Below are 24,373 nucleotides of genomic sequence, written 5' to 3' on the forward strand. Positions count from 1 at the left end.
AAAGCGGATTTGGTGTGGCCGTGGATTCGCGCTAGTCAGCGTGAGCGCGGCGGCCTGATGGAGTTGAAGAAGCGGATTGCCGGCGGACCGGCGCTCTTCTCGATCGCCGCGCTGATCTGGCGAGCGGCGTGTGGTGACCAGGCACGGGCAGCCTCGGCGCGTGTCGACCGGACCTGCTGTGCACGGAGCGGTCGGGTCGGTGGCGCGGGCGGAGCCTTGTCGGCGCGCGCGATGTCGACGAGGACGCCGGCGTTGTCCATCCAGGTCAGGGAGTAGTGCCAGCCCTCGGCGTTGCGCATGGCCGCGGCGTCCGCGAACACCGCCTTCGAGCGAGGATGGTCGGGCAGGAGCGCCTCGGCGACCACCTGGAACTCGGCCTGCACCCGGGCGCCGCCGTCCAATGCCTCACGCAAGGCGCGGAGCCGGTACGCCCAGCGCCCGGCCACACGCTCTGCGGGGTCAAGGAGAGGAAGCGCTTCCTTCGCGTGCGCGACCAGAGCCGGACCGTGCTCGAGGAATGGCGCGAACTGCGCCCACATCTCCGCGTTCCGCACCTGCTGGCGCAGACCGTACCGCTCGTCGAGCGGCCAGTGATCGGCATCGCACAGGCTGTCTGAGACCGCGTCCCATTCGGCCAGTACGCGCTGGCCGGCAGTCACCGACTTGGCGACTTGGCTGAGCCGGGTCTCGCGGACGGCCTCCTGGTACCGGGGCAGCAGGCGGGTTGTCACTCGGGAGGCCGCTCGCACCGGGTCGCTGCTCACGACGATGCCGTTGGGTGTCTTGGTGGTCGTGTCGAACCCGCTGCCTCGTGGCTCGAACGCGGCGACGAGGAACTCGTGCTTGCGCAGGGGGCGGTCGGTGATCAGGAGCTCGATCCCTGAGTCACTGGTGAGCACGGCGCTTCGATGCGGGGTGAATTCGGAGAGGGCCCAGCTCACGTGGCCGTAATCCCAGACCTGTTTGCTGAGCGGGAGCTGGCCTTCCTCCGCCGCGTGTTCGTGGACGGTGGCAGTCCAGGAGCCGGGGAGCCGGCCCGACAGTTCCTCGGCGAACTGGGCGAGATCGGCCCGCGAGTCCGGCTGGCGCGGTGACGGGGTCGGTGGGTGCGCGGGCTTTGAACCATGGGGCGGTGCCGGGCTGATGGGCATGGGGCCGTCGAGCGAGGCGTCGTCGATGGCGACGTAGTGGCTGGCCACAGCGCTGTAGAGCTGCTGAAGCGTCGCCCGGACCTCGTCCGGACGGCTGTCGCCGAGGACATAGGCGAAGTCGGGATGCCCGGTAGAGAATCCGGCATCGAGCAGCAGCCGGTTCGCGGAGCCGAAGTCGTCGTGGAGGGTGGCGGCGGTGAGGCCGAGCTGCGGGTGCTTGCCCAGCGTGATCCATGCCAGCTCAGCCATGGCGGGTCTCGCCCTCGTCGTGCGTGTCAGGGCGCCGGTCGGTCCCTCGCCGTGTCGCGTCCACGGGATCGCACGGGCTGGGGGTTACGGAGGCATGGCCGTGTGCGGTGTGGGCGCGGGCGGCGTCGGCGTAGAGCTGGACGAGGCGGCGCAGGCCGCGACGGATGGTGCGCTTCAGGGGCATGGCGGGGCGACTTCCTGTGCGGAGGGCGTGATGTGACGACTGGCGAGGGGGAGCCGGGGCGGCGTGGGCGGCTCCCCCGAGGCGTGTACGGGAGCGGACGGCTCAGGTATGCATCCGGGCATCTGTGTCGAACAGCTCGCGCTCGTGCGGGTGGAGCAGATGTTGAGTAATGAACGACCGGCCCGCGACTTTCCACAGGCCGCGCCCCTTGGTGAGGGCGGAGACGGCCTGGGTCTCGACGCCGGTGAGGCCCAGCAGGGCGGCGGCGGAGCCGAGTTGGTCGGCTTCCTGGCGGTAGATGATGCGGGTGGAGCAGTCGGTGAGCAGGCCCTCGGCGAGGGCGCGGCCCCGGGAGCCGGCGTCGCCTGCGGTGAGCAGGTCGCTGAGGCGGTGGATGACCATCATGTTGGCGATGCCGAGCCCTCGGCTGAGCTTCCACTGGCTCTGCATGCGCTCCAGCAGGGCGACGTGCCGCATCACGCGCCATGCCTCGTCGTAGATCACCCACCGCCGTCCGCCGGTGGGGTCGGCGAGCGCGGACTCCATCCACGCGGAGGCGCAGGTCATCGCCAGGACGAGCGCGGTGTCGTCGCCGGCACCGCCGAGCCGGGAAAGGTCGATCGACAGCATCGGCGCGGCCGGATCGAACGCGACGGTGCTCGGCGCGTCGAACATGCCGGCCAGGTCGCCGTGCACCAGGCGCCGCAGCGCGTGCGCCAGATCCTCTGCCGCCCGCCCGAGACGTCCGGACAGGTCACCGAGCGCGGCGTCGAGCCGCTCGGGCGCGCCGAGGACGTACGCCACGTCACCGAGCAGCGGGGTGGTTCCGGCCTCTTCGGCGCGTACGACGGCCTGGTCGAGTGCCACGTCCAGGGCGGTGTGCTCCATCGGCTGCAGGTCGCGCCGTAGGACCGTCTTCGCGAGCGAGCCGAGGAGCAGCAGGCGCCGCTTGCGGACCTCGCCCGCCCAGTCGTCCTCGCTGACGCCGAACGGCCGGGCGGGGGCGTCCAGCGGATTCAGCCGACCGGGGAGGCCGGGGCCGAGGGCGATGGTCTGCCCGCCCAGCGCCTGGGCGACGACGGTCCATTCGCCCTTCGGGTCGCAGGGCACGTAGATGCGGTAGCCGAAGGCGACGGCGCGCAGGGCGAGCGACTTGGCCAGCGCGGACTTGCCCATGCCGATGATCCCGGCGAGCAGGATGTTCGGGTTCGTGAAGCCGTCGAGGCGTCCGTACAGCGCGAACGGGTCGTAGGTGAAGGCGGCCTCCGCGTGCACGTCGCGGCCCACGTAGATGCCCTGGGCGCCCAGGCCGCCCTCGGCGAGGAAGGGGTAGGCGCCGGACGCGGTGGCTGTGGTCATCCGGTGGGCGGGGAGCTTGAGCCGGCCGCCGCGGGCGGAGGTGGGACCGGGGCGTCCGGCGGCTGGGTAGGTGGCGCGCAGCTCGGGATCGATGCCGGTCGTGTTACGGCGGGTTTCTGGCCGGGAGGCGTGGCGGGCCTTGTCGCGGGCGGCGGCGAACTGGTCGCGTGCGGCGCGGGCCGTGCGGCGGTCGGTCTTGCGGGGGACGAAGAGCGGGCTGGCGCTGGCGCGGGTGGTTCGGGTGGGCATGGCGGTGGTGCTCCGGTGGTCAGTGGCGGATCAGGCCGGTGAACGGGTCGCGCAGGTCGGCCGGGGTGTGGTCACGGCGGACGCGGGCGGCGGTGGCCAGGTGGCGCTGGCACATGGTGAGGTCGGGTGCGCCCTCGGGAAGGCGGGCCCGGCACGCCTCCCGCGTGGGGAGGCGGCCGGTGACTCGCGGCGGGGCCGCGTGATAGGCGGCGTGGAGGTGCTCGGCTGCCTGCCACAGCCGGACACGGCAGGCCCTCAGGTGATCGCCCTCGACGCCGGCCACCGGGGCGGTCCGCGCGGTGTGCGCGTCCAGCAGCCCGTACAGGGCGACCAGGTGGGCGTGCAGGGAGTCCAGTTCGGTGCGGCTGGCGGCGACCGGGGCGACGGGCATGTTGATGGCCCGGTGGAAGTCGAGCGCGGCGGTGGCGAACGGGACAAAGTCCGAAGCCAGTTCGGGCAGGGGCTCGGTCGGCATGGGGTGCCCTTCGGTAGAGCGCGGTCGGTGGTGCTGGGCCGCGCTACGGGCGAGCGAGCGGCAGAGCGGCGTTGGTGAAGGCTTCGGCCTGCTGCCAGGTCAGCAGGCGCAGGTCGATGAGGGCGGCGACGGCCGCGGTCTCGACGGCGGCGCAGGCGGCGTTGAGCTCCTCGCGGGTGTCCGCGCTCACGGTGAGCAGGCCGGTGAGGGCGACGTCGGCGTGTCCGGCGATGAGCTGGCGCTCGCGCTGCTTGATGTCGGCGTACTCGACCGAGTCCTCCTCGGAGTCGACCTGGCCCTTGCGGGCCCGCTCGGCGGCGTCCGCGATCACGGTGGCCTTCTTGCGCTGTACGTCCTTCAGGGCGGCGTCCAGCCCCTTGGGCTCGTAGGTCAGCGAGAGGGTGCGGCGCACGCCGGTGGTGAACAGGAGCTGGTGGAGGAAGCCGGGGCTGGTCTCGATGCGCGGCCAGTTCTCGATCCAGAACGTGGCGTGGTGGGCCGAGTCGGTCTGGATACGGTCGGCCTTCTCGACCAGGACGACCGGTCCGGCGGCAGCGGGGTGGGCCTGCGGACGGCCCGAGTCGGACCACCGGTCGAGGCCAGCCGACGCCTTGGGGTCGTACGCGGTACGGATCACGGCGGCGATCTCGCGCGCGGGCAGCCAGCCATTCGGTGTGAGCCCGGAGGTACGGGCGGACTGGTCGAAGGTGGAGGCGAGCTGGGCCAGTACGGCGAAGGCTCCGGTGAGTCCGCCGCCGGCCTGGTTGATCAGGCGGCGGGCGGCCTTGAGGTCCAGGGCGAGGGCGACGTACGCCTCGTGCGGGGCGGCGGCGGGGCCTGCGGCGGCCAGCAAGTCGCCGTAGATCGGACCGGCGAGCGGGGTCTGGGCGTTGCCGTGCTCCTGCCAGTAGCGGTTGAGCGCGTCGCCGGAGTCGGGGACCGTGCGCTCCAGCACCTGGACGCGGGCGATGTGCCCGCTGCGCGAGAGCGCGGCCAGCGTGCGGCCCCAGCCGGAGACGTTGCCCGCCTGCGCGGCCGGGTCCAGCAGGGCGAACGCGCGGGAGGAGACCTTCACCACGGCCGTGAGGGTGCCGTGGTGCGGATCGTGCACAGCGCCGAGGCGGCCGTCCGGCGAGGACACCACCCGCAGGGACGCGGCCGTGCCGGGCAGGTGGAGCAGACCCTCTCGCCGTGGCCGGGTGGACGGCCGGGCGAGCCAGACCAGCTGCCCCCGGAAGCGCCGGAGCGCGTATCGGATCGCGATCGGCGCCCAGTCGGCGAGCGCCCGTCCGCGGTGGCGGATGAAGACCGCCGCGAGGACGACGGCCCACAGCGGTACGAGCTGGAGCGCTCCGGTCACACCGGAGGTGAGCAGCACCCCGAGAAGGAGCAGTCCGCAGACCGCGACGACGATCAGCTGAGGGGCCGACAGGCCGAGCAGCACGCCACGGCGCGAGCGGTGAGGGAACTTGACGGTCGGCGGACCGTCAGGGTGAGAAGCATCAGAGAGCATGGCGAAGCCGTCCTTGGAACATGAGGAGAAAGAAGAAGAGGAAGACGGGGCGGGCCGGGCGGGCCTCGGCCCACCCCGTCAGCTCCGGGCTACGAGCCCGAGCGGTCCGCTGGCCCGGGATAGATCCACCGCTGTGGGGTGGCGCCTCCCTGCGGAGGAGGACCGCTGCGCCGCGGTGCCGGCGGGTCCAGGTGCGTGACCTGCGGCGCCGAGACCGAGGCGCCCTGTGGCGTCGGCCCGGAGACCGCTGGCGTCGAGTCAGCTGCCTGGCCCCCACCTGGGCGCTGGATGAGCGGGACTCCGCGGTCGCCATCCGTGGGAGGACGGCGGATCAGCGCACGGCCCTTGTCGCCGGTCGCACTCGGATCCTCACCGAAGCGGAAGTGGGTCTGCTTCGGCTTGGCCTCACCACCGGATCCGCCCGTCGGATCGATCCCGGAGGCGACGCCACCGGAGCCCTGGCCCGGCACCTTCGCCGGCCCCTGCGGAGCCCGCATTCCCGTGCCAGCCTGGACCGCGAGCTGCCCCGCGGTCTTCGCCGCACCCGCGGCGACCGCCATGCCGGCGACACCGGTGCGGTGCAGATCGTCGTGGCCGCCGCCGTCGGCCGCCCAGTGCACGAACTTGTACGTGGCGTAGGGGCAGAGCAGCACCAGGACCATCACGACGATGCCCGCGATCGCGTCCGACAGGGCGCTCAGCCCGTCGCTCGCGTCCGTCTTGCCCATGGCGGAGACACCCAGCAGGAACACGATCGTCATCAGGAGCTTGGAGACGATCAGGGTGCTGGTCGCCTCGATCCAGCCGCGCCGCCAGCGCCGCGCGACCTCCCAGCCGCCGCCGGCCCCGGCGAACACGGCCAGAGTGACCAGGACAAGGATGCCGACCTTGCGGGCTACCATCACCGCCCAGTAGAGGAAGGCGCCCACCGCGCAGCCGAGCGCGACGATGGCGGGGACGCCCCAGCCCAGGCCGTACATCGCCCCCAGCTCGTTGACCTTGATGATGCGGCGTACCGCGTCGTCCACGGAGCTGTTGGCCGCCTTGAACAGGCCGGCGCTGAGCGCGTCGACCACAGTGATCGCGACGGTGGTGCAGGCGATGGCGGCAAACGCGAACAGGACGCCGGCCACTGTTCCGTACACCGCCTGTGCGAGGGCGCGTTCGTCCCGGCGCCAGGCGGCGCGGGTGAGCTGGAGGCAGAACGTGCCGACGGTGAGGATGAGGCCGATGGGCAGGACCAGCTCGTAGTTGCTCCTGAACCACTCGGCGTTGAGATCGATGGCCGTGGTCCGGTCGACGGCCTTCGACGCCAGATCCGCTGCGGCCTGGGCCATCTCGCCCATCGACTTGGCGATCCAGGCGCCGATGCCGTCGGTGACGGCTTCGCCGGTCGCGCCGACGACACCGCCGACGGTGTCGCAGACCGTACTCATCAGAGGAAGGTCGCAAGCTCCCATGAGGGTGCCTCCTTTCGCAGGTTGAGGGCGATCACGGCGCGACCTTCGGCAGGACGCCGACGAGGGCGCAGTCGCGGTCCGGTCGGCACTGGACGGCGAGGGTCGTCGAGCGGGACTCGGCGCCGGCACCGGAGCCCTTCCAGACGATGGACTGCTTGCCGGTGACCGTGACGGCGTAGACGTACGCCTCGGTGATCGCGCCGGGGTCCTGAGCCAGGGCGGTCTTGAATGCCTGCGGGAAGTGGCCCTCGCCGACCGTGGCGCCGGCGTGCTGCCCGTTGTCGTGCATCCGCGACCACAGCACCGGACTGGGCACCTGGTCCGAGACGGACTTCCAGTCGGCGTACTTCTTCTCGTCGGTCATCCACCGCTTGAGGCCGGCCATGTGCTCGGCCTGCGAGAAGGACCGGGTGTCGTACGTCCACAGGACCTTGGTGGCGGCCTTGGCGAACTCGATCGGATCCGTCGTCCTGGGCGGCGCGACCACCGCCATCCCAGCGTGCGTGGTGGCGGCAGGGAAGGGCGACGTCGAAGAGGACGCCGGCGCGGGGATGGCCTTCGGCGCGGCCGGGCTCTCCGCACGGGTGACGTACGCGACCAGACCGGCGACGGCCAGCAGGACAGCGAGGACGATGCCGCCGATCGAGGCGCGGCGCAGAACCGAGGACGGGGCTCCGTGCCTCCGCCCCCTGGCGGAAGGGAAACGATTCTTCGGCATCAGTGAACCTGCGTCCCCATCGCCGAGAAGAACGCGACGACGCCGTTGGCCGCGCCGAGCAGGAGGGCGCAGCCGGCGGCGACGACCGTGCCCTTCTTGCCGTTGGCCTCGGCCTGGTGGCCTCCGCTGTGGTGGCCCCAGGCCCAGACGATGGCGGAGATAGCGAGGGCGCCGACCGTGGCGATGATGCCGAAGAGGTTGATGCTGCCCATGACCTTCTTGAGGACGTCGAGGCCGGGCAGGCCGCCCTCGCTCGGTGTGACGCCAGGGTTGTACGCCAGCATCTGGGCGTGCTGAATGAGCTTCATTGGAACTCCAGTACGAATATGGGCGCGCGAAGGCCCGGAAGGGGGGAGTGAGAGGGGGAGAGGGGGGGCCGGTCAGACGATCCGGCGGGCGGCGAGCACGTCCGGCCGCCAGTCGGCGAGGGTCGAGATCTTGACCACGTCACCGGTACGCGGAGCATGCAGAATCAGGCCGTCACCGATGAACATCCCTACGTGTTCCGGGACTTGGGCCGTGCCGCGAGTGAAGAGGAGATCGCCCGGCTTGAGGGCATCGACGCTGACCGCCTTGCCCTCCTTAACCTGCGTGTACGTGGTCCGGGAGATCGAGACGCCTCCGGCCTTGTACGACATCTGCATCAGGGACGAGCAGTCGCAGCGGCCCATCGGGTCCTGGCCGCGCGGATCGGTACACGCGCCACCCCACTGATACGGAGTGCCGAGCTGACCGAGACCCCAGCGGATGGCGGTGCGGACCGACTTGGGCGCATCAGCCGGGATCTTGTAGTCCTTGGGGACGGAGCCTGCGGGGATCGGACCGAATTCGGCCCCGTCCTCACCGGTGCCGCACTCGCTGGGAGCCGCATCCGTCTGCTCGCCCTCGTCGCCTCCGCCGGAACTCGACTCCTCCGACAGCGACGTGGCGATGGCCTTCTGCAGAGCCGTGCCCAGCGGCTCCCACTTGGCGTAGGCGTCAGGAAAGCCGCTCTTCTGGACCGCCTGTGCCGCCTGCGTGACGGTCATGGACTGCCAGCCTGGGACCCTGAGTAGAGCCTCGTAGAACCTCGTCGAGGCGTGCACCGGATCGCGGACCTGCTGGGCCGTTCCCCAGCCCTGGCTTGGGCGCTGCTGGAACAGGCCGAGCGAATCCCGGTCGCCGTAGTCCAGATTCCGCAGCCCCGACTCCTGCAGGGCCGTGGCGAGGGCCACGACCTGTCCTCGCGCCGGCACCTTCATTGCGACGCCAGTGGCCTGGATCGTCTTGGCGTTCGGGATCTGCTCTGCGGGATCGTCCAGCCCCGGGACCGACACCGTGGCCTTGCCGCCGCCTTTGAGGATCGACTCCACCTGCTTGGCGACCGCCACGGTATCCACAGCCTGTGCATCGCCGCTCGCGCAGGCGGCCTGGGCACTGCTCGCGCCGGCCAGAGTCATCGCGAGCGGGGCGATCAGCAGTAGTGGGCCAAGAGCCACGGACCCGACTATTGCCGCGCCCGCCTTCACGGCCGCAGGCCGTCCGCCGAGCGGAGGTCGCAGGAGTCGGACGTCGGGGAAGGGCGTGCCTGGGCATGCTGCATCAGCAGCTCCTTACTCGTAGGCAGCGCGGCACCAGCGTTCTCGTCGAAAAGGTCACCGGCACCGCACCGGTCGGGAATTCACAACACCTGAGATCAGGGAATAGAGATTCCATGGGTCGGGAGCGGCTAACTCCCGACCCCTGGGAACCCCGTTACTGGAGAGCGGCAGCCAGCCGCGCTCTTAATCTCACACGCCACACGGAGAATCCCCTCACCGAAATATCAGGCTGCTTCGTGAGTGCTGCCGTGCCGCCACCTGGACGAGGTAACACGCATCAACACAGCTCAACAGGGCAGGAGCAGGGCCCCGTCCGTCGAACACGGCGAGACTGTAGAGACGAACTCCGGCCGCACCAAACGACGCCTCGTCTGGCAGTCGGGGACCGTGATGTGGCGGCAGAGCATCATTAGGTGCGGCCGGGATCGGTGGTTACTCTCCAGCCCATCGCTCTCCTCAGGCAGCTGCTTCTGTGGCTTCCGGGAGCGAATCACGCCGACGTGCGCGGTATTTCGGGAACGCGGAATCCCGCACGACCGTCCTCGCGGAAAGAGAGAACCGCACCATGCCGTACACCCTGCACCGAGGCGACGCGCTGACCGCGCTCGCCGGCATCCCCGACAACAGCGTCGATGCCGTGATCACGGACCCGCCCTACAACAGCGGTGGCCGAACCAGCGGCGAACGAACCGGCCGCAGTGCCCGCGCGAAGTACACCTCGGGCGACGCCGAGCACGACCTCGCCAACTTCCCCGGCGAGAACCGCGACCAGCGCTCGTACGACTTCTGGCTCACCCTCCTGCTCACCGAGTCCTACCGGGCCACCGCCGAGTCGGGCGCCGCGCTCGTCTTCACCGACTGGAGGCAACTGCCTACCACCACCGACGCGCTCCAGGCCGCCGGCTGGACCTGGCGCGGCATCGCCTCGTGGCACAAGCCGGTCTCCCGACCGCAGAAGGGCCGGCTCAAGCAGTCCTGCGAGTACATCGTCTGGGGCACCAAGGGCCCGGTCGACCCCGACCGGAACCCCGTGTACCTGCCCGGCCTCTACACCGCGAGCCAGCCCCGGAAGGACCGCGTGCACATCACGCAGAAGCCCTTGGAGGTGATGCAGGAGCTGGTGCAGATCTGCCCGCCGGGCGGGACCGTCCTCGACCCCTTCACCGGCTCCGGCACGACCGGCGTCGCCGCTCTGCGCGAGGGCCGCAAGTTCGTTGGCGTCGAACTCTCGGAGCACTACGCCGACATCGCCGAAGCTCGGCTTCTGGAAACGATGCAGCAGACCGCACGGCGCGAAGACTTCATTCTCGCTGGTCCCGAGGAGTAGGGGCGCCTTGAGCTAGACGGATCGTGCCGCTGATAGAGGAGGTCTCCGGACATGAACGAAACCGTGGCTCAGTGACGGCTTCGATCAGAGTGTTGCGATCACGCCTGCTCCTGATCGAACCTCAACTGAACCTGATCGTGGGCAGAATGAGGCCATGGACGCTGGACTCACCGCGCTGCTTGGCGCCGCCGTAGGCTCACTTGCCACCCTCGGCTCCGCGATGGTCACCGGGCGCGCGGCAGCGCGCTCGCAGTTCGGCCAGTGGCGCCGGCAGCACCGCAGGGACGCCTACGCGAACTACCTGGGCGCGGTTTACGACCGCGATGTCGCCCTGGACGCAGTGCGCGACGCTCTGCGGGTGGACCAGCCGGACCTGCGGGACATCGACGAGAAGATGGAGCGCTTCGCCGCCCATGTCCGCGGCGTCCACCGGGCTGCCGAGTTTGTCATCCTCGAGGGTCCGCATTCCGTGGTGGAGGCGCTCTACGGTGTGGCCCACGCGGCCGACGACCTCGCCGAGGTCATGCGACGGATGGTGCGTGATGCCCACGCGGAAGACACCTCCCGCAAGGCCGCGGACACCACGCTCGCCGCCGAGCGGGAGCACCTGCTGTACCAGGCGGTGAAGGGCTTCCGAGCTGCGGCTGCCGACGTCCTTGGCGACAGCCGGATACGCGTTAGGCGGGCGTAGAGCAGAGGAGGGCGGTTGTTCCACCACACAGGTGGAACAACCGCCCTTCCCATGCGCGGGCAGTCATCCAGCGTCGATGCTCCGCTGGATGAGCTCGGTAGCCCGTGCGAGGTCCTCCGGCGAGCCGATCCGGACCTCGACGCCGCCACGGATCCCCAGGACCCCCACGCCGCGCATGTCCCGGGAGAACGCGTCGTGCAGCTCCACGGTGTCTGGATCCAGCTTCAGGTTGACCACGAGCAGCCGGTTGCGCGGCTGCAGACGCACCGTGGCGAAGTTGTTGATCCGCCGGTAGGCGATGTAGTGGAGCTGTGGCTCCTTGCGCACGTCCTGGTGCGACAGCAGCAGCTCGTCGAGGTCCGCGTACAGGGCCTTCAGTTCCTCGGGTGACTTGTCGAGGTACTGCTGGACCGACTTCGGTGCCACCGATGCGGCGCGTATGGATCCCGACGTCCCGCCCCGCGGAGAGGTGCGGGTGCCGCCGGCCGACGCGATGAGCTGCAGTGTGAGCACGTCCTCGAAGACCCGGTACGTCACGAGGTCGATCCGGTGGCCGATCATCTCCACCGCCACTGTGTCGTGGCGCGTGAAGGCACCAGCGACGCAGATGATCCGAGGAGCACTCCAGTCGATCTCCCCGGCAGCCTGGTCTCCGAGCTTCTCTCGGGTCAGGCTCTCGAATTCGTGATGGTGGTCATGGAGCCACCACAGGTATGAAAGTCCCTGGCTGATGACGTTCTGGTCGCGGTTCCGCTTGTACTCGACGATGACCGGCGTGCCGTTCTCGTCCAGGCCGAGGGAGTCGATCCGGCCTCCGTGATGGCCGGTTCGGTACTCGGTGGCCAGGAAACGGATGCCGAGCATCGCCTCCATGTTGGCCTCGATCAACCGCTGCAGCTCGACCTCCACTCCGACGGCCGCACCCGGTACCTCCGTCGCTTGCCCGCCTCTCACCCTGAAGACCTTCAGGTTGCTCATGAGCCTCCCCACCTCACCTTGATCGCCGCGAACGAACAATCGAGGCCGGGCGACAGTTATTCCGGCTTCTGTTGGCTCAATCGCGAGATCCGGCGAGACTGCTCACCACAGGAGGCACCCACAACCGAACGGTGCGGTCGACACTGGCAGTGGCGAGCACGGAGCTATCTGGAGAGAAAGCGACTGCCGTCACGGCGTCGTGATGCCCGGTGAGAGGCTCTCCGACGGGCTGATGGGTGGCTGGGTCCCAGAGGCGCACAGTGTGATCGTTGCTCGCTGTAGCGACCAGGCTGCCGTCTGGGGAGAAAGCCAGGGCCGCGACGGCATCATTGTGGCCGGTTAGGGGCTTTCCGACAGGCTGGTGGGTAGTGGCGTCCCAAAGCTGCATCGCGTGATCATCACCAGCGGTGGCGATAAGGTTGCCGTCGGGGGAGAAGGCCACGGAGCTGATAGAGCCATGGTGACCACCCAGGAGTTCGCCCGTCGGCTTGTGGCTGTCGGAGTCCCACAGCGGCACTGTGCCGGCATCGGTGGCAGTCGCGATCAACTTGCCATCGGGGGAGAAAGCGACACCAGTGACGAGCCCGTGGTGGCCAGTCAGTTGGGCACCGGCATCCTGTTGAGTAGTCGGCAGCCACAACCGTACGGCGCCACCATCATTGGCGACGGCTAGCAGGGTTCCGGTGGGTGAGAAGACTACCGACGTGATGGGGCCGCAGTGGTCGACCAAGGGGTTACCTGCCGGTACTCGGGTGGCCGCATCCCACAAGCGGACCGCGCCGCTGCGGTCCGCCGTAGCGATCAGGGTGCCGTCGGGGGAGTACGCCACCGCCCTCACCGAGTCACGGTGATTGGTGATGGGTCTGCCGACTGATCTCCGGTTGGCCGGGTCCCAGAACCGCACCATATCGTCGGCACTGGCCGTGGCGAGTTGGGTCCCGTCGGGGGAGAACGCCACGGACCAGACCGCGTCGCGGTGGCCGATCAAAGGTGCCAGAGAGATACCCTCGCCGTTCTTTAGCGCGGTGAGGACACTCCTACTGGCGAGGCCTCGCGCGGCCAGAAGGTCGAGTCGAGTGCGCAGTTCGGTGTTCTCGGCGATCAGGCTCTCGCGTGAGTCTTCTCCGTGTCGCACACGTTGCGGCGGGACCGGCGCCGGCAGGGCGTCCTGGGCCTCCCACAGTCGCACCTTGTGATCGAAGCCAGCGGTGGCGAGCAGGCCGCCGTCGGGGGAGAACGCCACGGCCGTGGCGTTACCGGTGTGGCCGGTGAGAGGAGCTCCGACGGTCTGGTGAGTGGAGGGGTCCCAAAGGCGCACCATGCCGTCGACGTCGGCGGTGGCCAGCAGGCTCCCGTCGGGGGAGAACGCCACGGCCGTGGCGGAGCCGGTGTGGCCGGTGAGAGGAGCTCCGACGGTCTGGTGAGTGGAGGGGTCCCAAAGGCGCACCATGCCGTCATCACTGGCGGTGGCGAGCAGGCCGCCGTCGGGGGAGAACGCCACCGACCTGACGGGTCCGGTGTGGCCGATCAAAGGCTTGCCGACCGGCCGGTGAGTCGTCGGGTCCCAAAGGCGCACCATGCCGTCGAAGCTGGCGGTGGCCAGCAGGCTGCCGTCGGGGGAGAACGCCACCGCTGTGACGGGTCTGGTGTGGCCGATCGAGGGCCTGTCGACCGGCCGGTGAGTCGTCGGGTCCCAAAGGCGCACCATGCCGTCGAAGCTGGCGGTGGCCAGCAGGCTGCCGTCGGGGGAGAACGCCACCGCTGTGACCGCCTTGTCTTTCGCGGTCGGGAGTGCCTTGACCTCATCATGGGTGGCCGGGTCCCAAAGGCGCACCTCGCCGTCATCGCTGGCCGTGGCGAGCAGGTCGCCAGTGGGGGAGAAAGCGACTGACCTCACGGTCTTCTCGCCACCGATCAGGGGCTTGCCGACGGTCTGGTGGGTGGCGGGGTCCCAGAGCGCCACCACTCCGGCGGCGCTGGCGGTTGCCATCAGGCTGCCGACCGGGGAGAAGGCCACTGACCATACGAAGCCGGAGTGGGGCAGCACTGGTGGCGCGAGACGAAATCGCAAGCGTCGGCTGTTACCTATTGGCGCGGGCGAGTTCGTCAGATGGACTGGCGCATCGAGAATCGGCGCGGTCGGCCAGGCGTCAACCACGACAGGCGTCCGCACCGACTCGGGTGCCGGGGGCGCGTGTCGGGCCTCGACACGTAGGTTCGCGAGCCGGGTCCACTCCATGCGCCATGACTCGACCATCGGATCATTGCGGCCCACTGGAGACCGGTTGTCGCTCGCGAGGGTGAGTAGCGCCCGGACGAGGGCGATGATGAAGTCGAGGCTGGGCAGACGCTTTCCGTTGAGGGCTTCGCTGATCGCGGAGGGAGACAGCGACTGTCCAGGGGGCGCTGTACGGCTGATGTTGCGCTGGGAGGGGTTGCCGCAATCGATTTGAAGCTTCCGGAGCTTGGAGGCGAAGTCCGCGAGTTCGCGCTCGAACGCGGCTCCGGAAGCGTCCTCATGCGCCACGTACGTCCCCCCGATGGTCTGTGGGGCTCAGCGTAGGACGCCGGTTGCCGAACAGGACCGAATTTCACCGAACACCACCATACAGAGTGCCTGTTCGCTCGTCGTACCACGCGGTACGGCGACGGCCTGCGGCGATCGGGCTTATCCGGGTCCGTTCGTGCGGGGCAAGCCATGGCGGCAGAGGCTGCTGTGCTGGGCGCATGAATGAGATCGAGAAGACCACCCCGCCCCCCGCCGCTCAGCCTGCCCCCACGCAAGGGTCGGTGCGGGAGGCGTCGCCCCGCGATCGAGTGCTCGACTTGGTCGCGCTGATGATCCTGATCACGCTCTCGGCGGGCGTCTTCATGCTCGCCGGGCCCGAGGCGTTCACCGCGGTCACCAGTGTTGGGCTGGGTCTGTTCGCGGCCTGGCGTGGCCGGCCGCCGCGCCCGTGAGCCGCTCGGCGTATAGGGCGGTGGCTCTGGCGGTGCTCATGGTGAGTCGCCGCAGGGGTTCCGATAGCGGGGTATGCGAGGCGGTCATCCGGCCGCCTCGCGTACCTATCGATCAGGATCCCCGCCGTCGAGGTCCATCTTCGGCCACTCGGGAATGAGGTGAATTTTCTCGGCAATGGTCACACCAGTTGCCATTTCCGCGGTATGCTTTCGCAATGTCTGAACTGCAAGAAGAGCCAAAGCGTGATCGCACCGGGGTCGAGCTGTTCGCGGGCGCGGGTGGCCTGGCCATGGCGGTCCACGGGGCGGGCTTCCGGCCATTGCTGTTCAATGAGTTCGCCCCGCGAGCGTGTCAGACCCTGGAGGCGAACGGCGCGAAGCCTCGGGGCGACGAGGAGCGCATCCCCGAGCCCGGGGAGCCGTGGCCGCTGGTGGCGGGGGACGTCCAGGACCTGGACATGAGCTATCTGCTTGGTCGGGTCGACGTTCTCGCCGGCGGCCCGCCGTGCCAGCCGTTCAGCCTGGGCGGGATCGCCAAGGGGGACGAGGACAAGCGCAACATGTTCCCGCAGATGTTCAAGGCGATGCGCCAGATCCGGCCCAAGGCCGTCATCTGCGAGAACGTTGTGGGACTGCTCAGGCCATCGTTCAAGCCGTACCTCGACTACATCTTGCGCGAGATGGAGATGCCCTTCGAGCTACGAGATCCCGAGATCCCTTGGCAGGAGCACGATCAGGCCCTCATCGAGGCCAGGCGCGGGACTGCCGGCGATCCGTCGGAGCGCTACAAGGTGGTGATGACGCGCGTTAACGCCGCCGATTACGGGGTCCCCCAGATCAGGCACCGCATCATCATCGTCGCCTTCCGGGAGGACCTCGGTGTCGACATCGACCAGTTCAATGAGGACGTGCTTCCCCAGTACTCCGAGCAGGCGCTGTTCCGGTCCATGCTTGACGAGTCCGACGACTCCTACTGGAAGCGCCATCCCGAAGTTCCCGATCACGTGCGCGTCCTGGCCACGGCCAGGGCCAGGGCCGGGATCCGTAAGGACGTTTCGCTCACTCCGGACGAATCGAAGCCCTGGCGCACCTTCCGGGACGCCATCGCCGGCATCGACGAGAACGAGGGCAAGCCCCTGCCGAAGATCCCCTGGGACAGGCTTGACCGCCATGAGTATCGCGCCGGTGGGTTCACCGATCACATCGGGTGGCCCAACGCGCGGATCTACAAGGGCCACACGCCCAATGAACTGGACCGTCCCGCCAAGACCGTGAAGGCCGGCGTGCACGGCGTCCCGGGCGGGGAGTCCGTGATGCTGACCGATGATCTGGAGACCCCCGGAGGCACTACCTACAGGCACAGGTACATGACTGTGCGCGAGACGGCCCGCGTCATGACTTTCCCCGACGACTGGAAGCTCGAAGGACCCCGCGGGGAGAAGATGCGGCAGCTCGGCAACGCGGTCCCGGTGAAGCTCGGCGCGGTATTCGCCAATGCGGTGGCCAAGGCCCTCGATACGGCGTCGGGGCCAAGGACGTGAGTGATGTGGCGAAGCCACCTCAGAATCGTTGGAACGATAAGTTGCCTCCCGATCGCGCCTGGAAAGGGCGGTCGGGGAGGACTCGGAAGGCCCTGTCCGCTGAACAGGACAAAGCGGCGGGCGGTCGCCATCGGCGTGAGGTCGACCTGGGTGACGGCCGCGTGGCTCACGCCTCGGTCTCATTGAGGGTCCTGCCCAAGACTCGGCGCATCCGTGCGTCACTGCGCTGGGGCGACGGGAGGAAGTCCCCGGAGCGCTACCTGGGTGAGGTCGAACACGACACTCGTGAGGCCAACCTCGCTGAGGGGTGGCGGCTGGCCTGGGCTAAGGGCCTCTTGAGGGAGGAGACCTTGCCCGAAGGCTCCACAGCCTCGACGCCGGCGGTCCGTGCGTCCATGAAGGGCAACCGCGGAAGGGACACGAAGCCCGAGAAGGTCCTCAGGTCCCTCCTCTTCAAGGAGGGGCTTCGCTACCGGGTCAACGCACCGCCGATCCAGGGCCTCCGGCGTAGCGCGGACGTGCTGTTCCCGAAGGCACGAGTCGCGGTCTTCGTCGACGGCTGTTTCTGGCACGTCTGTCCGGAGCATCATCGACCAGCGACGAAGAACAGGGAGTTCTGGGCGGAGAAGTTCGCCGAGAACCAGCGGCGGGACGCCGAGACGAACCGGATCCTGGAGGAAGCGGGCTGGACGGTCATCCGGGCCTGGGAGCACGAAGCACCGGAGGAGGTGGCACGACGGGTCATCTCAGCGGTCCGCCGTGCGACCGGCTAGCTGTGGTTACAGCTGCTCGCCATGCAGTAGGTCGTCGATGGCGTCGGTCAACCTGCGTAGAACGATGCGGCCGTCGCCATCGCTGTACGCGAGGACGGCACTCCCCGTGTCGAGACCTGCCTCGGCGAGAATCCCCAAGGGGATCTGCACCCGGTCGCTCGCATCGATGGTGACTTGCGCGGGTTCCCGGATCATGAGGCGAGTTTCGCACGCGGTGAACCGCGGGAGCGCCCCCCTGGGCAGGGTGCGGAGCGGTTCCAGCAGGGGTTTCGAGATCTATGTCCCGCAGGTACTGGTGCCGCCCATTAGGGTTGACGCCATGCTGGTGGATGGACCGGGACCGGGGCCGGCGGGGGCGCCTAGACACTGGTGGGCGCGCTTCGCGTCCGCCGGCCACGCAACTGTTTACGACGAAGACGGGGGCCGACAGTGACCGAGAGCCAGTACATCAACGTCACGCCACACCCGCGCATCCTGGGTGTGCTGGGCGACATCGAGTTCTCTCACTGGCAGTGCCTGGCCGAGTTGATCGACAACTCCTTCGACGAGTTCCAGGCGGCCGGCGGAACGGTGGACCGGCCCTCGGTCGCGGTCTCGCTCCCCCCGGCGAACTCGCAGCGTGCGACAGCTGAGATCAAGGTGCAGGACAACGGCCGGGGCATGAGCCTGGAGGCCGTCACCAACGCCATCAGCGCGGGCTGGACGAGCAACGGTCGACATGGTTCCCTCGGCCTGTTCGGCATGGGCTTCAACATCAGTACGGCCCGGCTCGGTCGGCGAACCACGGTACGTACCAGCCGTGCGGGCGATCCGGACTGGATCGAGGTGACCCTGGATCTAGCGCGGATCGCCAACTCCTCCAAGTACCAGGCGCCGTACCGCTTGGTGCCCAAGGCCAATCATGACGAGCACGGCACGACGGTCACGATCAGCGAGCTCAAGCAGGAGCAGTACGCCACGCTCTGCCGTCCTCAGACGCAGACCGTGATCCGGGAGAAGCTCGGAGACGTCTACAGCTACCTGCTGGCGGAGAAGGGTTTCCTGCTCACGCTCAACGGCAAGAAGGTCAGGCCGCGCCTGCCCTGTGTCTGGGATGAGAAGCGGACCGTCACCCGCCAGGGCGTGGAGATCCATGCCGTACAGAGGATCGACCGTACGCTGAGCCCCAAGAAGGCGTGCATGGCGTGCGGACACTGGAGCACCGCCGACGCGGAGCACTGCGAGGAATGCGGCCAGGGCCGCCTGGAACTGCGGGAGCGCAAGATCTGGGGCTGGATCGGGATCCAGCGCTACCTCCACCGCACCGACTACGGGCTGGACTTCCTCCGTAACGGGCGCAAGATCATGCTCAAGGACAAGCGTGTCTTCTACTGGGAGGACGAGGACGGCATCGCCGAGGCGGAGCTGGAGTACCCCATTGACTCCGGAGCCGTGCAGATGGGCCGGATCGTCGGTGAGATCCATTGCGATCACGTCACTCCGAACTATCAGAAGACCGCCTTCGAGTTCGAGACAGCCGAATGGCGTCAAGTCCTGCGCGAGGTCCGCGGAACCAGTCCCCTGCGCCCTAAGATCGCCAAGAGCCTTGGACTGCCAGAGAATCGCAGCCCTCTCGCCCTGCTCTACGCGGGTTTCCGTCGCCAGGACCCGGGGCTCAACTACCTGATCCCCGGCGATGGACGTAACGCTCTCCACGAGACGGCGGCTAAGTGGGCCGGGTTGATGCGGATGGACGGCTATGAGTACCAGACCGACGAGGTGTGGTACCGAGCCGCCTACCAGCACGACAACCCGATAGTGGCGGACCCTCAGCCGGAGAACGACGACATCCTCCCCGGGTTCGGGGCTGGGCTCCTCGACCCGGATGACGAGCCGGAAGGCGGTACGGCGCCGGGCGCGGCAGGCACGACCACGGCTGGTCAAGAACCGCCTGAGGACGAGGTCGCACCGGCGGAGACGCTGGATCAGCGGCTCCAGCGATACCGGGACAACGCCGACCCCATCGTGGACCTGACAGGCCCGTACTACCTTGAAGAATTGGGCCGCGTGGATCTGACGGCCTGGGCGGTCCGCGGACAGGGCCTCGTCACCAAGGATGAGCGGCCGGCACCTGTGATCGTCTCGATGGTCCGAGCCCCGCACCTGGATGTATTCGTCGACACTGGCCACTCGCTCTTCCGTGAACATGGGGCGGACATGCGTGACCTGGCGCTCGTCGAGGTCGCGGAGTTCATGCGGGTACGGGCGAACATCGTGTCGATGCCCTTGAGTGAGATCGTGGCGCAGCTCAAGAGCCACACCTCCAGTCCTCGGCTGACGCCGGCGGCGACGGCGGAAGAATCCGAGAGGCTTCTGGAGCAGGTGCGCATGGCGATGGTGGCGCCCGTTTCGGCGAACCCAGCGGTGCACTGGCTGCTGCTCACGAAGGATGAACGAGCTGACGCCGAGCGCCGGTTCGCGGTCGAGGCTGGCGGAGCGTCCCCTTGGAACGACGCGATCTCCAGCGGTGAGTTCATCCGCTATGTCCCGGCCAGTGCGGTCATCCGTATCATCCAGGATTCCCCGGAGACTTTCCTCGACGGGTGCGTCTTCAAGCGCGGGTACATCGCTCTGAGCGATCCCGGCGCCCGAGCGCTCGTCGTGGAACGACTGATCAACCCCCTGGGGGACCTCGCGCTACTGGAACAGCACCGTCCACGCCTAGACGTGGAGGAGCTGGCCCGGATCAGGATCAGCTGCAGACTCATCGCGCGCGACCTCGCCGACAACACATAGGGAGAGCGGAATGCGATTCCTCGACGCCGCCTCCCTGCTGGACTCCGGCCCACTGCAGTTCCCTCGCCGCATTGAACGACTCCTGTGGCACCTGGGCTTCTCCGATGTGTCCAACATCGACGGCTCCGGTGACGAGGGAGGCGACATCCTTGCCCTCCATAAGGGCGAGACCTGGGTGATCCAGTGCAAGTGGAAGCGACACGGAGCCGTAGGCGCCGACGCGGTGGACGAGGTTGCTCGCGCTCGGGATCACTATCGCGCCCACAAAGCCGTCGTCGTCACCAACACTCGCTTCAGCCCGGAGGCTCGGAAGCGGGTGGCGAACCTGGCACGCCTAGGCCCCGGGATCCTCCTGTGGGGCGGAACGGACCTGACGACCAGCTTCGACCGGGTACCGCCCCGCTTCGGGCGAGTGACGCCACGGCCGTACCAGACCGAGGCACTCCAGGCACTGGCTGCCGATCTCGATGCCTCGGGTCGCGCGCTCCTAGTGTTGGCTACCGGCCTGGGCAAAACGGTCGTCGGAGGCGAGGTGATCGCGGCGCACCTGCGACGAGCTCCCCAGGACCAGGTCCTGGTCGTCGCGCACGCGAAAGACCTCGTCCAGCAACTAGAGCGGGCGCTCTGGCGACACCTACCCAAAGATGTCCCGACGCGGCTCCTCACGGGTGACACCCGCCCGGACGATCTCTCCGGCCTCACCTGCGCGACGGTCGGCTCGGCGCTGTCGGCCGCGCGATTCGGATACCGCCCAGGACTCGTTATGATCGACGAAGCCCACCACGTGGGTGAGGAAGGCCAGTACGACGAGCTTCTGGAACTCCTCAGCTCGGCAAGGCACCTGGGCGTCACAGCGACCCCATGGCGCGGCGACAAGCACGACATCACCCATCAGCTCGGCGCCCCCAGCTTCAGCCTGGGGATCGAGGAGGGTATGCGGCGCGGCTACCTCGCTCAGGTCGACTACCGCCTGTTCGTCGACGACATCGACTGGGACATCGTCCGCGAGGCCAGTAACCACTCGTACGGACTGGCGGAACTCAACGCCAAGCTCTTCCTGCCGCAGCGGGATGAAGCCATCCGCGACGAACTGGCCACCGCATGGGCCGGCACGCGCAATCCCCGGGCCATCGTTTTCTGTCGCACTATCGAACACGCCGAGCGGCTCGCTGACATGCTGCGGCGCACCCCCCTTTGGTCAGGTGCCCTCGCCATCCACGCGGGACTCGCCAAGAGGGAGCGGCAGAACCGCCTACTCGCCTTCCGGGCCGGCGAAGTGCCCATTCTGACGGCGATCGACATCCTCAACGAGGGCGTCGATGTGCCAGATGTGAACATCCTCTGCTTCGCGCGAGTCACTCACTCCCGCCGCATCTTCGTTCAGCAGCTTGGGCGAGGCCTCCGCCTGCGCGAAGGGAAGGAGCGGGTCACGGTGTTGGACTTCGTCAGCGACCTCCGCCGCATCGCTGCCGCGCTCAAGCTCAAACGGGCGCTCGACGGGGACGGCGAGATCGAGACTTTGGCGAAGATCACCCCGTCGAACATCGACTTCAGTGACCAGAAGGTGGCCACCCTCATGGACGAGTGGATTAAGGACGCGGCCAGTCTTGAGACCGCGTACGACGAGCACCGACTCCAGTTCCCCGCCACCCGCGCCCCCCAGGAGTAATCACCGTGGCCTTGCAGCAGCTGCCCGCACCCATTCGCGAGCGTCTTCTCATCGAGATCTACCAGCAGGCCAACGACATGGACTGGGAGTTCTTGAGTAACACCGAGAAGACGAACCAGTACCGGCGATGGATCGAGGACCCCAAGGTTGGCGGAGTCCTGCTCGCCTACGGGCCGGAGAAGGACGCCAGGGTCTGGATCAAGGACGTTCCCATGAAGGAGTACGCTCGAGCGCAGGAGGGGATCGGGAACTATGTCCGCTATGCGGTGAATCGGTTCCAGGGTCCGGAGGAAATCGTTCGTGCGGCATGTGGCAGCGGCTGGGTGATGAAGCCCGATTCGGTTGGGGAGAAGCCGAACCACTGCTATGCCATTGCCGGCGACGCCACTCGATACATCTGCTGGGGCCGCGCCGGAACCTTTCGTGACCTCGTCTGGGCCGCGCTGAACGAGGCCATCGACTCGGCGGAACGGCCCGCGATCGTCATCACGACCCGCAACGGTGAGACTGTCTCCACGGCCGAGCGTACGCGCCAGGAACGGCTCGCCCTGCGTTGTGGAGCCGACCTGCGGTACCTCCATCGCGAGATGGTCCCCAACCCCGACTACCTTGGAGTGGCGGGCGGCGGCCGTGGCCAATCGCAACCTACCCTCATCGACTAACCTCCGGAAGACGCTTCGCTCAGGGGCGCCGGTGTACTGGACGAGGTCATCGGCCTGTTCGACCGGGCCGTGTCCGTCCACGAGCACTGGCGGATCAAGATGCGCGACGAACCGGCGGCGCGGTCCTCGGCCGGGGCGGAACGGCAGGTGACCCTTCTTGTTAAGGAAATCACGGGGCCTTCACCAGACGATAACGGCAGAGGCGCTCACGGAGTCCAGAACGCCTGCCACGTGATTTCGTCAGATGTCCGGTCGGGAGCTGTGCCGTCTACAGCAGGCAGGGTTCCGAACAGGAGGTTGCGGTCCAGAACCGTGTTGAACCGCTCGCACGAGATTTCGCTGGTGTGCAAGCAGGCCGCGCAGGCACCTCCGAAGGAGCGGCGGCACGGCGGGTCGAAGACGCACCGAGGATCGGCGGCGAGCTCGGACAACGCGTCGGCGAGGTCGTAGCGATATACGTGCTCGATGCCGCCCAGCGTGAAGTCGCTGCGCGTGTTGGCGTACACGAGGAATGCCAGTGCTGACGGGAAGAGGTACTCGGCGAGCGAGTCGATATTGAGTCCGCACCGGGCGGCGATTGCCTTCATGAACCGATGGGACATCGAGTGGAGCAGCCCGAGGACGCTGCGGGTGATCCGCTGCTCCGGGGCATTGAACATATCAACGACCGGTTCTCGGACCCGCAGCAGCCACTTGTACGCGTTCGACTCGTCCGTGACCTTGGGGTCGGGAACGACTCCAGAGTCGACTAGCCAGCGGATCACTTCCAGCGGCTTTACGCGGACGAGCAAACCCTCCGTCTCGGTCCGCTTGCCGTACATCGGGTACTTGCTGTTGGACGCTGGGAAGTACTTGAACCACGTGCCCTTGTCGCCGGCGCGTGTCTGCTGGACGGCGTGGGCCGAGATTCGCGTGTAGCCGGCGACGACGTTCGCGATCGGAAGTTCGCGCAGCAGGGTAACGTCGGCCAGCTTGTATCGGTCGAACAGCGCGCGGTACTCGCCGTAGGTGGTGATCAGATCGGCCGACGGGGGTTTCCGCAGTAGGGCATCGACGTTGAGTGACGGCGCCGCTGCGGCGCGGGTGAGGGAGAACGCCTCGTCGCCGATGACCTCCAGTGTCTCTGGGGGGAGCGCCAGAGACTCGACCTCCTTCTGCCATCCGCCTACGGACACGGCGGCCTGACGGGCCTTGTCCATCATCGACTCGTACAAAGGGTCGTCGGGGTGGATCCCGAGTGCCTCGCAGGTCGCCTTGGCCTGTGCCAGTTTGTCGTCACCCCCGCCTCCGCTGGTCGCAGCGCGGAGCGCGTCGAGGCCCGGGGCAACCGCTCCGATCAGTTGTCCGACGGCGGCGACGCCGATCGCGTCGCCCTTCAGGCCGGTGTACTCGGATCGTGTGGGCGGATTGATCACGGTCAGCGACTGCGGATAGTGGAGGGAGGTTTGTGGCACGCGCAGCACGGATGTGGGACCGATCTTGCAGTCGGGGCAGTAGACCGCCCGTCGCTCTGCACGCGTGCCACACTTGCCGCATTGCCACACCCACTGGCGCGTGTCCAGCACGCGCCAGTTCCGCAGGAGCATGGGCCCGGAGCAGTTGTTGGCGCATCGGGGAGCCCGGATCTCGCGGAGAAGGCCGCAGTTATGCGCCTCGGCGAACTGGAACTGGGGCTTGAGGCCGTGTCCGGAGGGGCAAGTTGGCGCCGGGCTGGTGGGATTGACGGTGCTTAGGTGTCCGCACTCGCGGCAGATGAATGTGTTTGGGAAGCGTGACGCTTGCAGGTCGTGGGCCTCGACGAGGCTGTATTGACCACGCTCGATGATGTCGAGTTCCGGGCCAGAGTTTGGGATTCCGGAATGCTGCTGGGCGAAAGGCCGGATCAGTCGCTTCAACTGCGGGGCGAGCCATGCTTCCGGGACATCGAGGGGTGAGGCGTGTCGGGGCGGCTCGCCGATGACGGACACCTGATTGCCCCAGTTGTACGGCTGGCCTGGCATGTGATTCCAGAGCGCCTGAGTGGCGGTGCGGGTCAACGTGTCATAGGTCATGGAGCGC

Annotated in this window: 21 protein-coding genes; 8 read left to right on the forward strand and 13 right to left on the reverse strand. The window is 68.2% G+C overall.

What is annotated here, in order from left to right; genetic code table 11:
• Positions 1–35: 35 nt before the first annotated feature.
• The 9 genes from DNK56_RS13130 to DNK56_RS13170 all read right to left on the reverse strand — a co-directional run bounded on the left by DNK56_RS13130 (position 36) and on the right by DNK56_RS13170 (position 8,866).
• Entirely contained in the window at positions 36–1,400 is a 1,365-nt protein-coding gene (locus tag DNK56_RS13130) for a hypothetical protein (protein WP_111333783.1), read from the reverse strand.
• Positions 1,393–1,584, reverse strand: a complete 192-nt coding sequence (locus tag DNK56_RS13135) for a hypothetical protein (protein WP_111333785.1) — start codon at positions 1,582–1,584, stop codon at positions 1,393–1,395. The genes DNK56_RS13130 and DNK56_RS13135 overlap by 8 nt, the downstream gene beginning before the upstream one ends.
• A 102-nt stretch (positions 1,585–1,686) precedes the next feature.
• A complete protein-coding gene (locus DNK56_RS13140; RefSeq protein WP_111333787.1) occupies positions 1,687–3,192 on the reverse strand; it encodes an ATP-binding protein in 1,506 nt (501 codons plus the stop codon).
• Between the two features lie 19 nt (positions 3,193–3,211).
• Positions 3,212–3,667: a DUF6238 family protein gene (locus tag DNK56_RS13145; RefSeq protein WP_111333789.1), complete on the reverse strand. Its 456-nt coding sequence runs from the start codon at positions 3,665–3,667 to the stop codon at positions 3,212–3,214.
• A 43-nt stretch (positions 3,668–3,710) separates the two neighbouring features.
• On the reverse strand, positions 3,711–5,180 hold the full coding sequence (locus tag DNK56_RS13150; protein WP_111333791.1) for an SCO6880 family protein: 1,470 nt from the start codon (positions 5,178–5,180) through the stop codon (positions 3,711–3,713).
• Positions 5,181–5,269: 89 nt separating this feature from the next.
• Positions 5,270–6,640 carry an SCO6881 family protein gene (locus tag DNK56_RS13155; protein WP_111333793.1) on the reverse strand — a complete coding sequence of 457 codons (1,371 nt, stop codon included), beginning with the start codon at positions 6,638–6,640 and terminating at the stop codon, positions 5,270–5,272.
• A gap of 31 nt (positions 6,641–6,671) precedes the next feature.
• Positions 6,672–7,358, reverse strand: a complete 687-nt coding sequence (locus DNK56_RS13160) for a hypothetical protein (protein WP_111333795.1) — start codon at positions 7,356–7,358, stop codon at positions 6,672–6,674.
• Positions 7,358–7,666, reverse strand: a complete 309-nt coding sequence (locus DNK56_RS13165) for a DUF6112 family protein (RefSeq protein ID WP_039649441.1) — start codon at positions 7,664–7,666, stop codon at positions 7,358–7,360. Before DNK56_RS13165 ends, DNK56_RS13160 begins: the two co-directional genes overlap by 1 nt.
• 72 nt (positions 7,667–7,738) lie before the next feature.
• Entirely contained in the window at positions 7,739–8,866 is a 1,128-nt protein-coding gene (locus tag DNK56_RS13170; RefSeq protein WP_111333797.1) for a C40 family peptidase, read from the reverse strand.
• A 637-nt stretch (positions 8,867–9,503) separates the two neighbouring features.
• On the opposite strand from DNK56_RS13170, the gene DNK56_RS13175 reads away from it, so the two are divergent.
• Complete coding sequence (locus DNK56_RS13175) at positions 9,504–10,265, forward strand: DNA-methyltransferase (protein ID WP_053613889.1); 762 nt, start codon at positions 9,504–9,506, stop codon at positions 10,263–10,265.
• A gap of 154 nt (positions 10,266–10,419) precedes the next feature.
• Entirely contained in the window at positions 10,420–10,956 is a 537-nt protein-coding gene (locus tag DNK56_RS13180) for a hypothetical protein (RefSeq protein WP_053613890.1), read from the forward strand.
• A 63-nt stretch (positions 10,957–11,019) separates the two neighbouring features.
• Here DNK56_RS13180 and DNK56_RS13185 read toward each other — a convergent pair whose 3' ends face one another.
• Together DNK56_RS13185 and DNK56_RS13190 are read right to left on the reverse strand one after the other, a co-directional pair.
• Positions 11,020–11,934, reverse strand: coding sequence for a DUF5655 domain-containing protein (locus DNK56_RS13185; protein ID WP_111333799.1), 915 nt, complete (start codon positions 11,932–11,934; stop codon positions 11,020–11,022).
• 76 nt (positions 11,935–12,010) lie between these two features.
• Positions 12,011–14,461 carry a WD40 domain-containing protein gene (locus DNK56_RS13190; protein WP_111333801.1) on the reverse strand — a complete coding sequence of 817 codons (2,451 nt, stop codon included), beginning with the start codon at positions 14,459–14,461 and terminating at the stop codon, positions 12,011–12,013.
• 200 nt (positions 14,462–14,661) lie between these two features.
• Here DNK56_RS13190 and DNK56_RS34705 point away from each other — a divergent pair, with 200 nt between their 5' ends.
• The 3 genes from DNK56_RS34705 to DNK56_RS35920 all read left to right on the forward strand — a co-directional run bounded on the left by DNK56_RS34705 (position 14,662) and on the right by DNK56_RS35920 (position 17,209).
• Positions 14,662–14,895 (forward strand): hypothetical protein, encoded by a 234-nt coding sequence (locus DNK56_RS34705; RefSeq protein ID WP_146610491.1) that lies wholly within the window; start codon positions 14,662–14,664, stop codon positions 14,893–14,895.
• Positions 14,896–15,110: 215 nt separating this feature from the next.
• Positions 15,111–16,436 carry a DNA cytosine methyltransferase gene (locus DNK56_RS13195; protein WP_053613893.1) on the forward strand — a complete coding sequence of 442 codons (1,326 nt, stop codon included), beginning with the start codon at positions 15,111–15,113 and terminating at the stop codon, positions 16,434–16,436.
• Between the two features lie 161 nt (positions 16,437–16,597).
• Positions 16,598–17,209 (forward strand): very short patch repair endonuclease, encoded by a 612-nt coding sequence (locus DNK56_RS35920; protein WP_241989861.1) that lies wholly within the window; start codon positions 16,598–16,600, stop codon positions 17,207–17,209.
• Between the two features lie 6 nt (positions 17,210–17,215).
• Here DNK56_RS35920 and DNK56_RS13205 read toward each other — a convergent pair whose 3' ends face one another.
• Positions 17,216–17,404 (reverse strand): hypothetical protein, encoded by a 189-nt coding sequence (locus DNK56_RS13205; RefSeq protein ID WP_111333805.1) that lies wholly within the window; start codon positions 17,402–17,404, stop codon positions 17,216–17,218.
• Between the two features lie 234 nt (positions 17,405–17,638).
• On the opposite strand from DNK56_RS13205, the gene DNK56_RS13210 reads away from it, so the two are divergent.
• The 3 genes from DNK56_RS13210 to DNK56_RS13220 are packed head-to-tail and all read left to right on the forward strand — an operon-like array spanning position 17,639 to position 22,315.
• Entirely contained in the window at positions 17,639–19,984 is a 2,346-nt protein-coding gene (locus DNK56_RS13210; protein ID WP_111333807.1) for an ATP-binding protein, read from the forward strand.
• 10 nt (positions 19,985–19,994) lie between these two features.
• Positions 19,995–21,653, forward strand: coding sequence for a DEAD/DEAH box helicase family protein (locus DNK56_RS13215; protein ID WP_053613897.1), 1,659 nt, complete (start codon positions 19,995–19,997; stop codon positions 21,651–21,653).
• Between the two features lie 5 nt (positions 21,654–21,658).
• The gene (locus DNK56_RS13220; RefSeq protein WP_053613898.1) at positions 21,659–22,315 is read left to right on the forward strand and encodes a hypothetical protein; all 657 of its coding nucleotides are present in this window, start codon (positions 21,659–21,661) and stop codon (positions 22,313–22,315) included.
• 206 nt (positions 22,316–22,521) lie between these two features.
• On the opposite strand, the gene DNK56_RS13225 is transcribed toward DNK56_RS13220, so the two are convergent.
• Positions 22,522–24,366, reverse strand: coding sequence for a hypothetical protein (locus DNK56_RS13225; RefSeq protein WP_146610490.1), 1,845 nt, complete (start codon positions 24,364–24,366; stop codon positions 22,522–22,524).
• Positions 24,367–24,373: the final 7 nt, after the last annotated feature.

The organism is Streptomyces sp. AC1-42W (genome assembly GCF_003248355.1).
Taxonomy (GTDB): domain Bacteria; phylum Actinomycetota; class Actinomycetes; order Streptomycetales; family Streptomycetaceae; genus Streptomyces.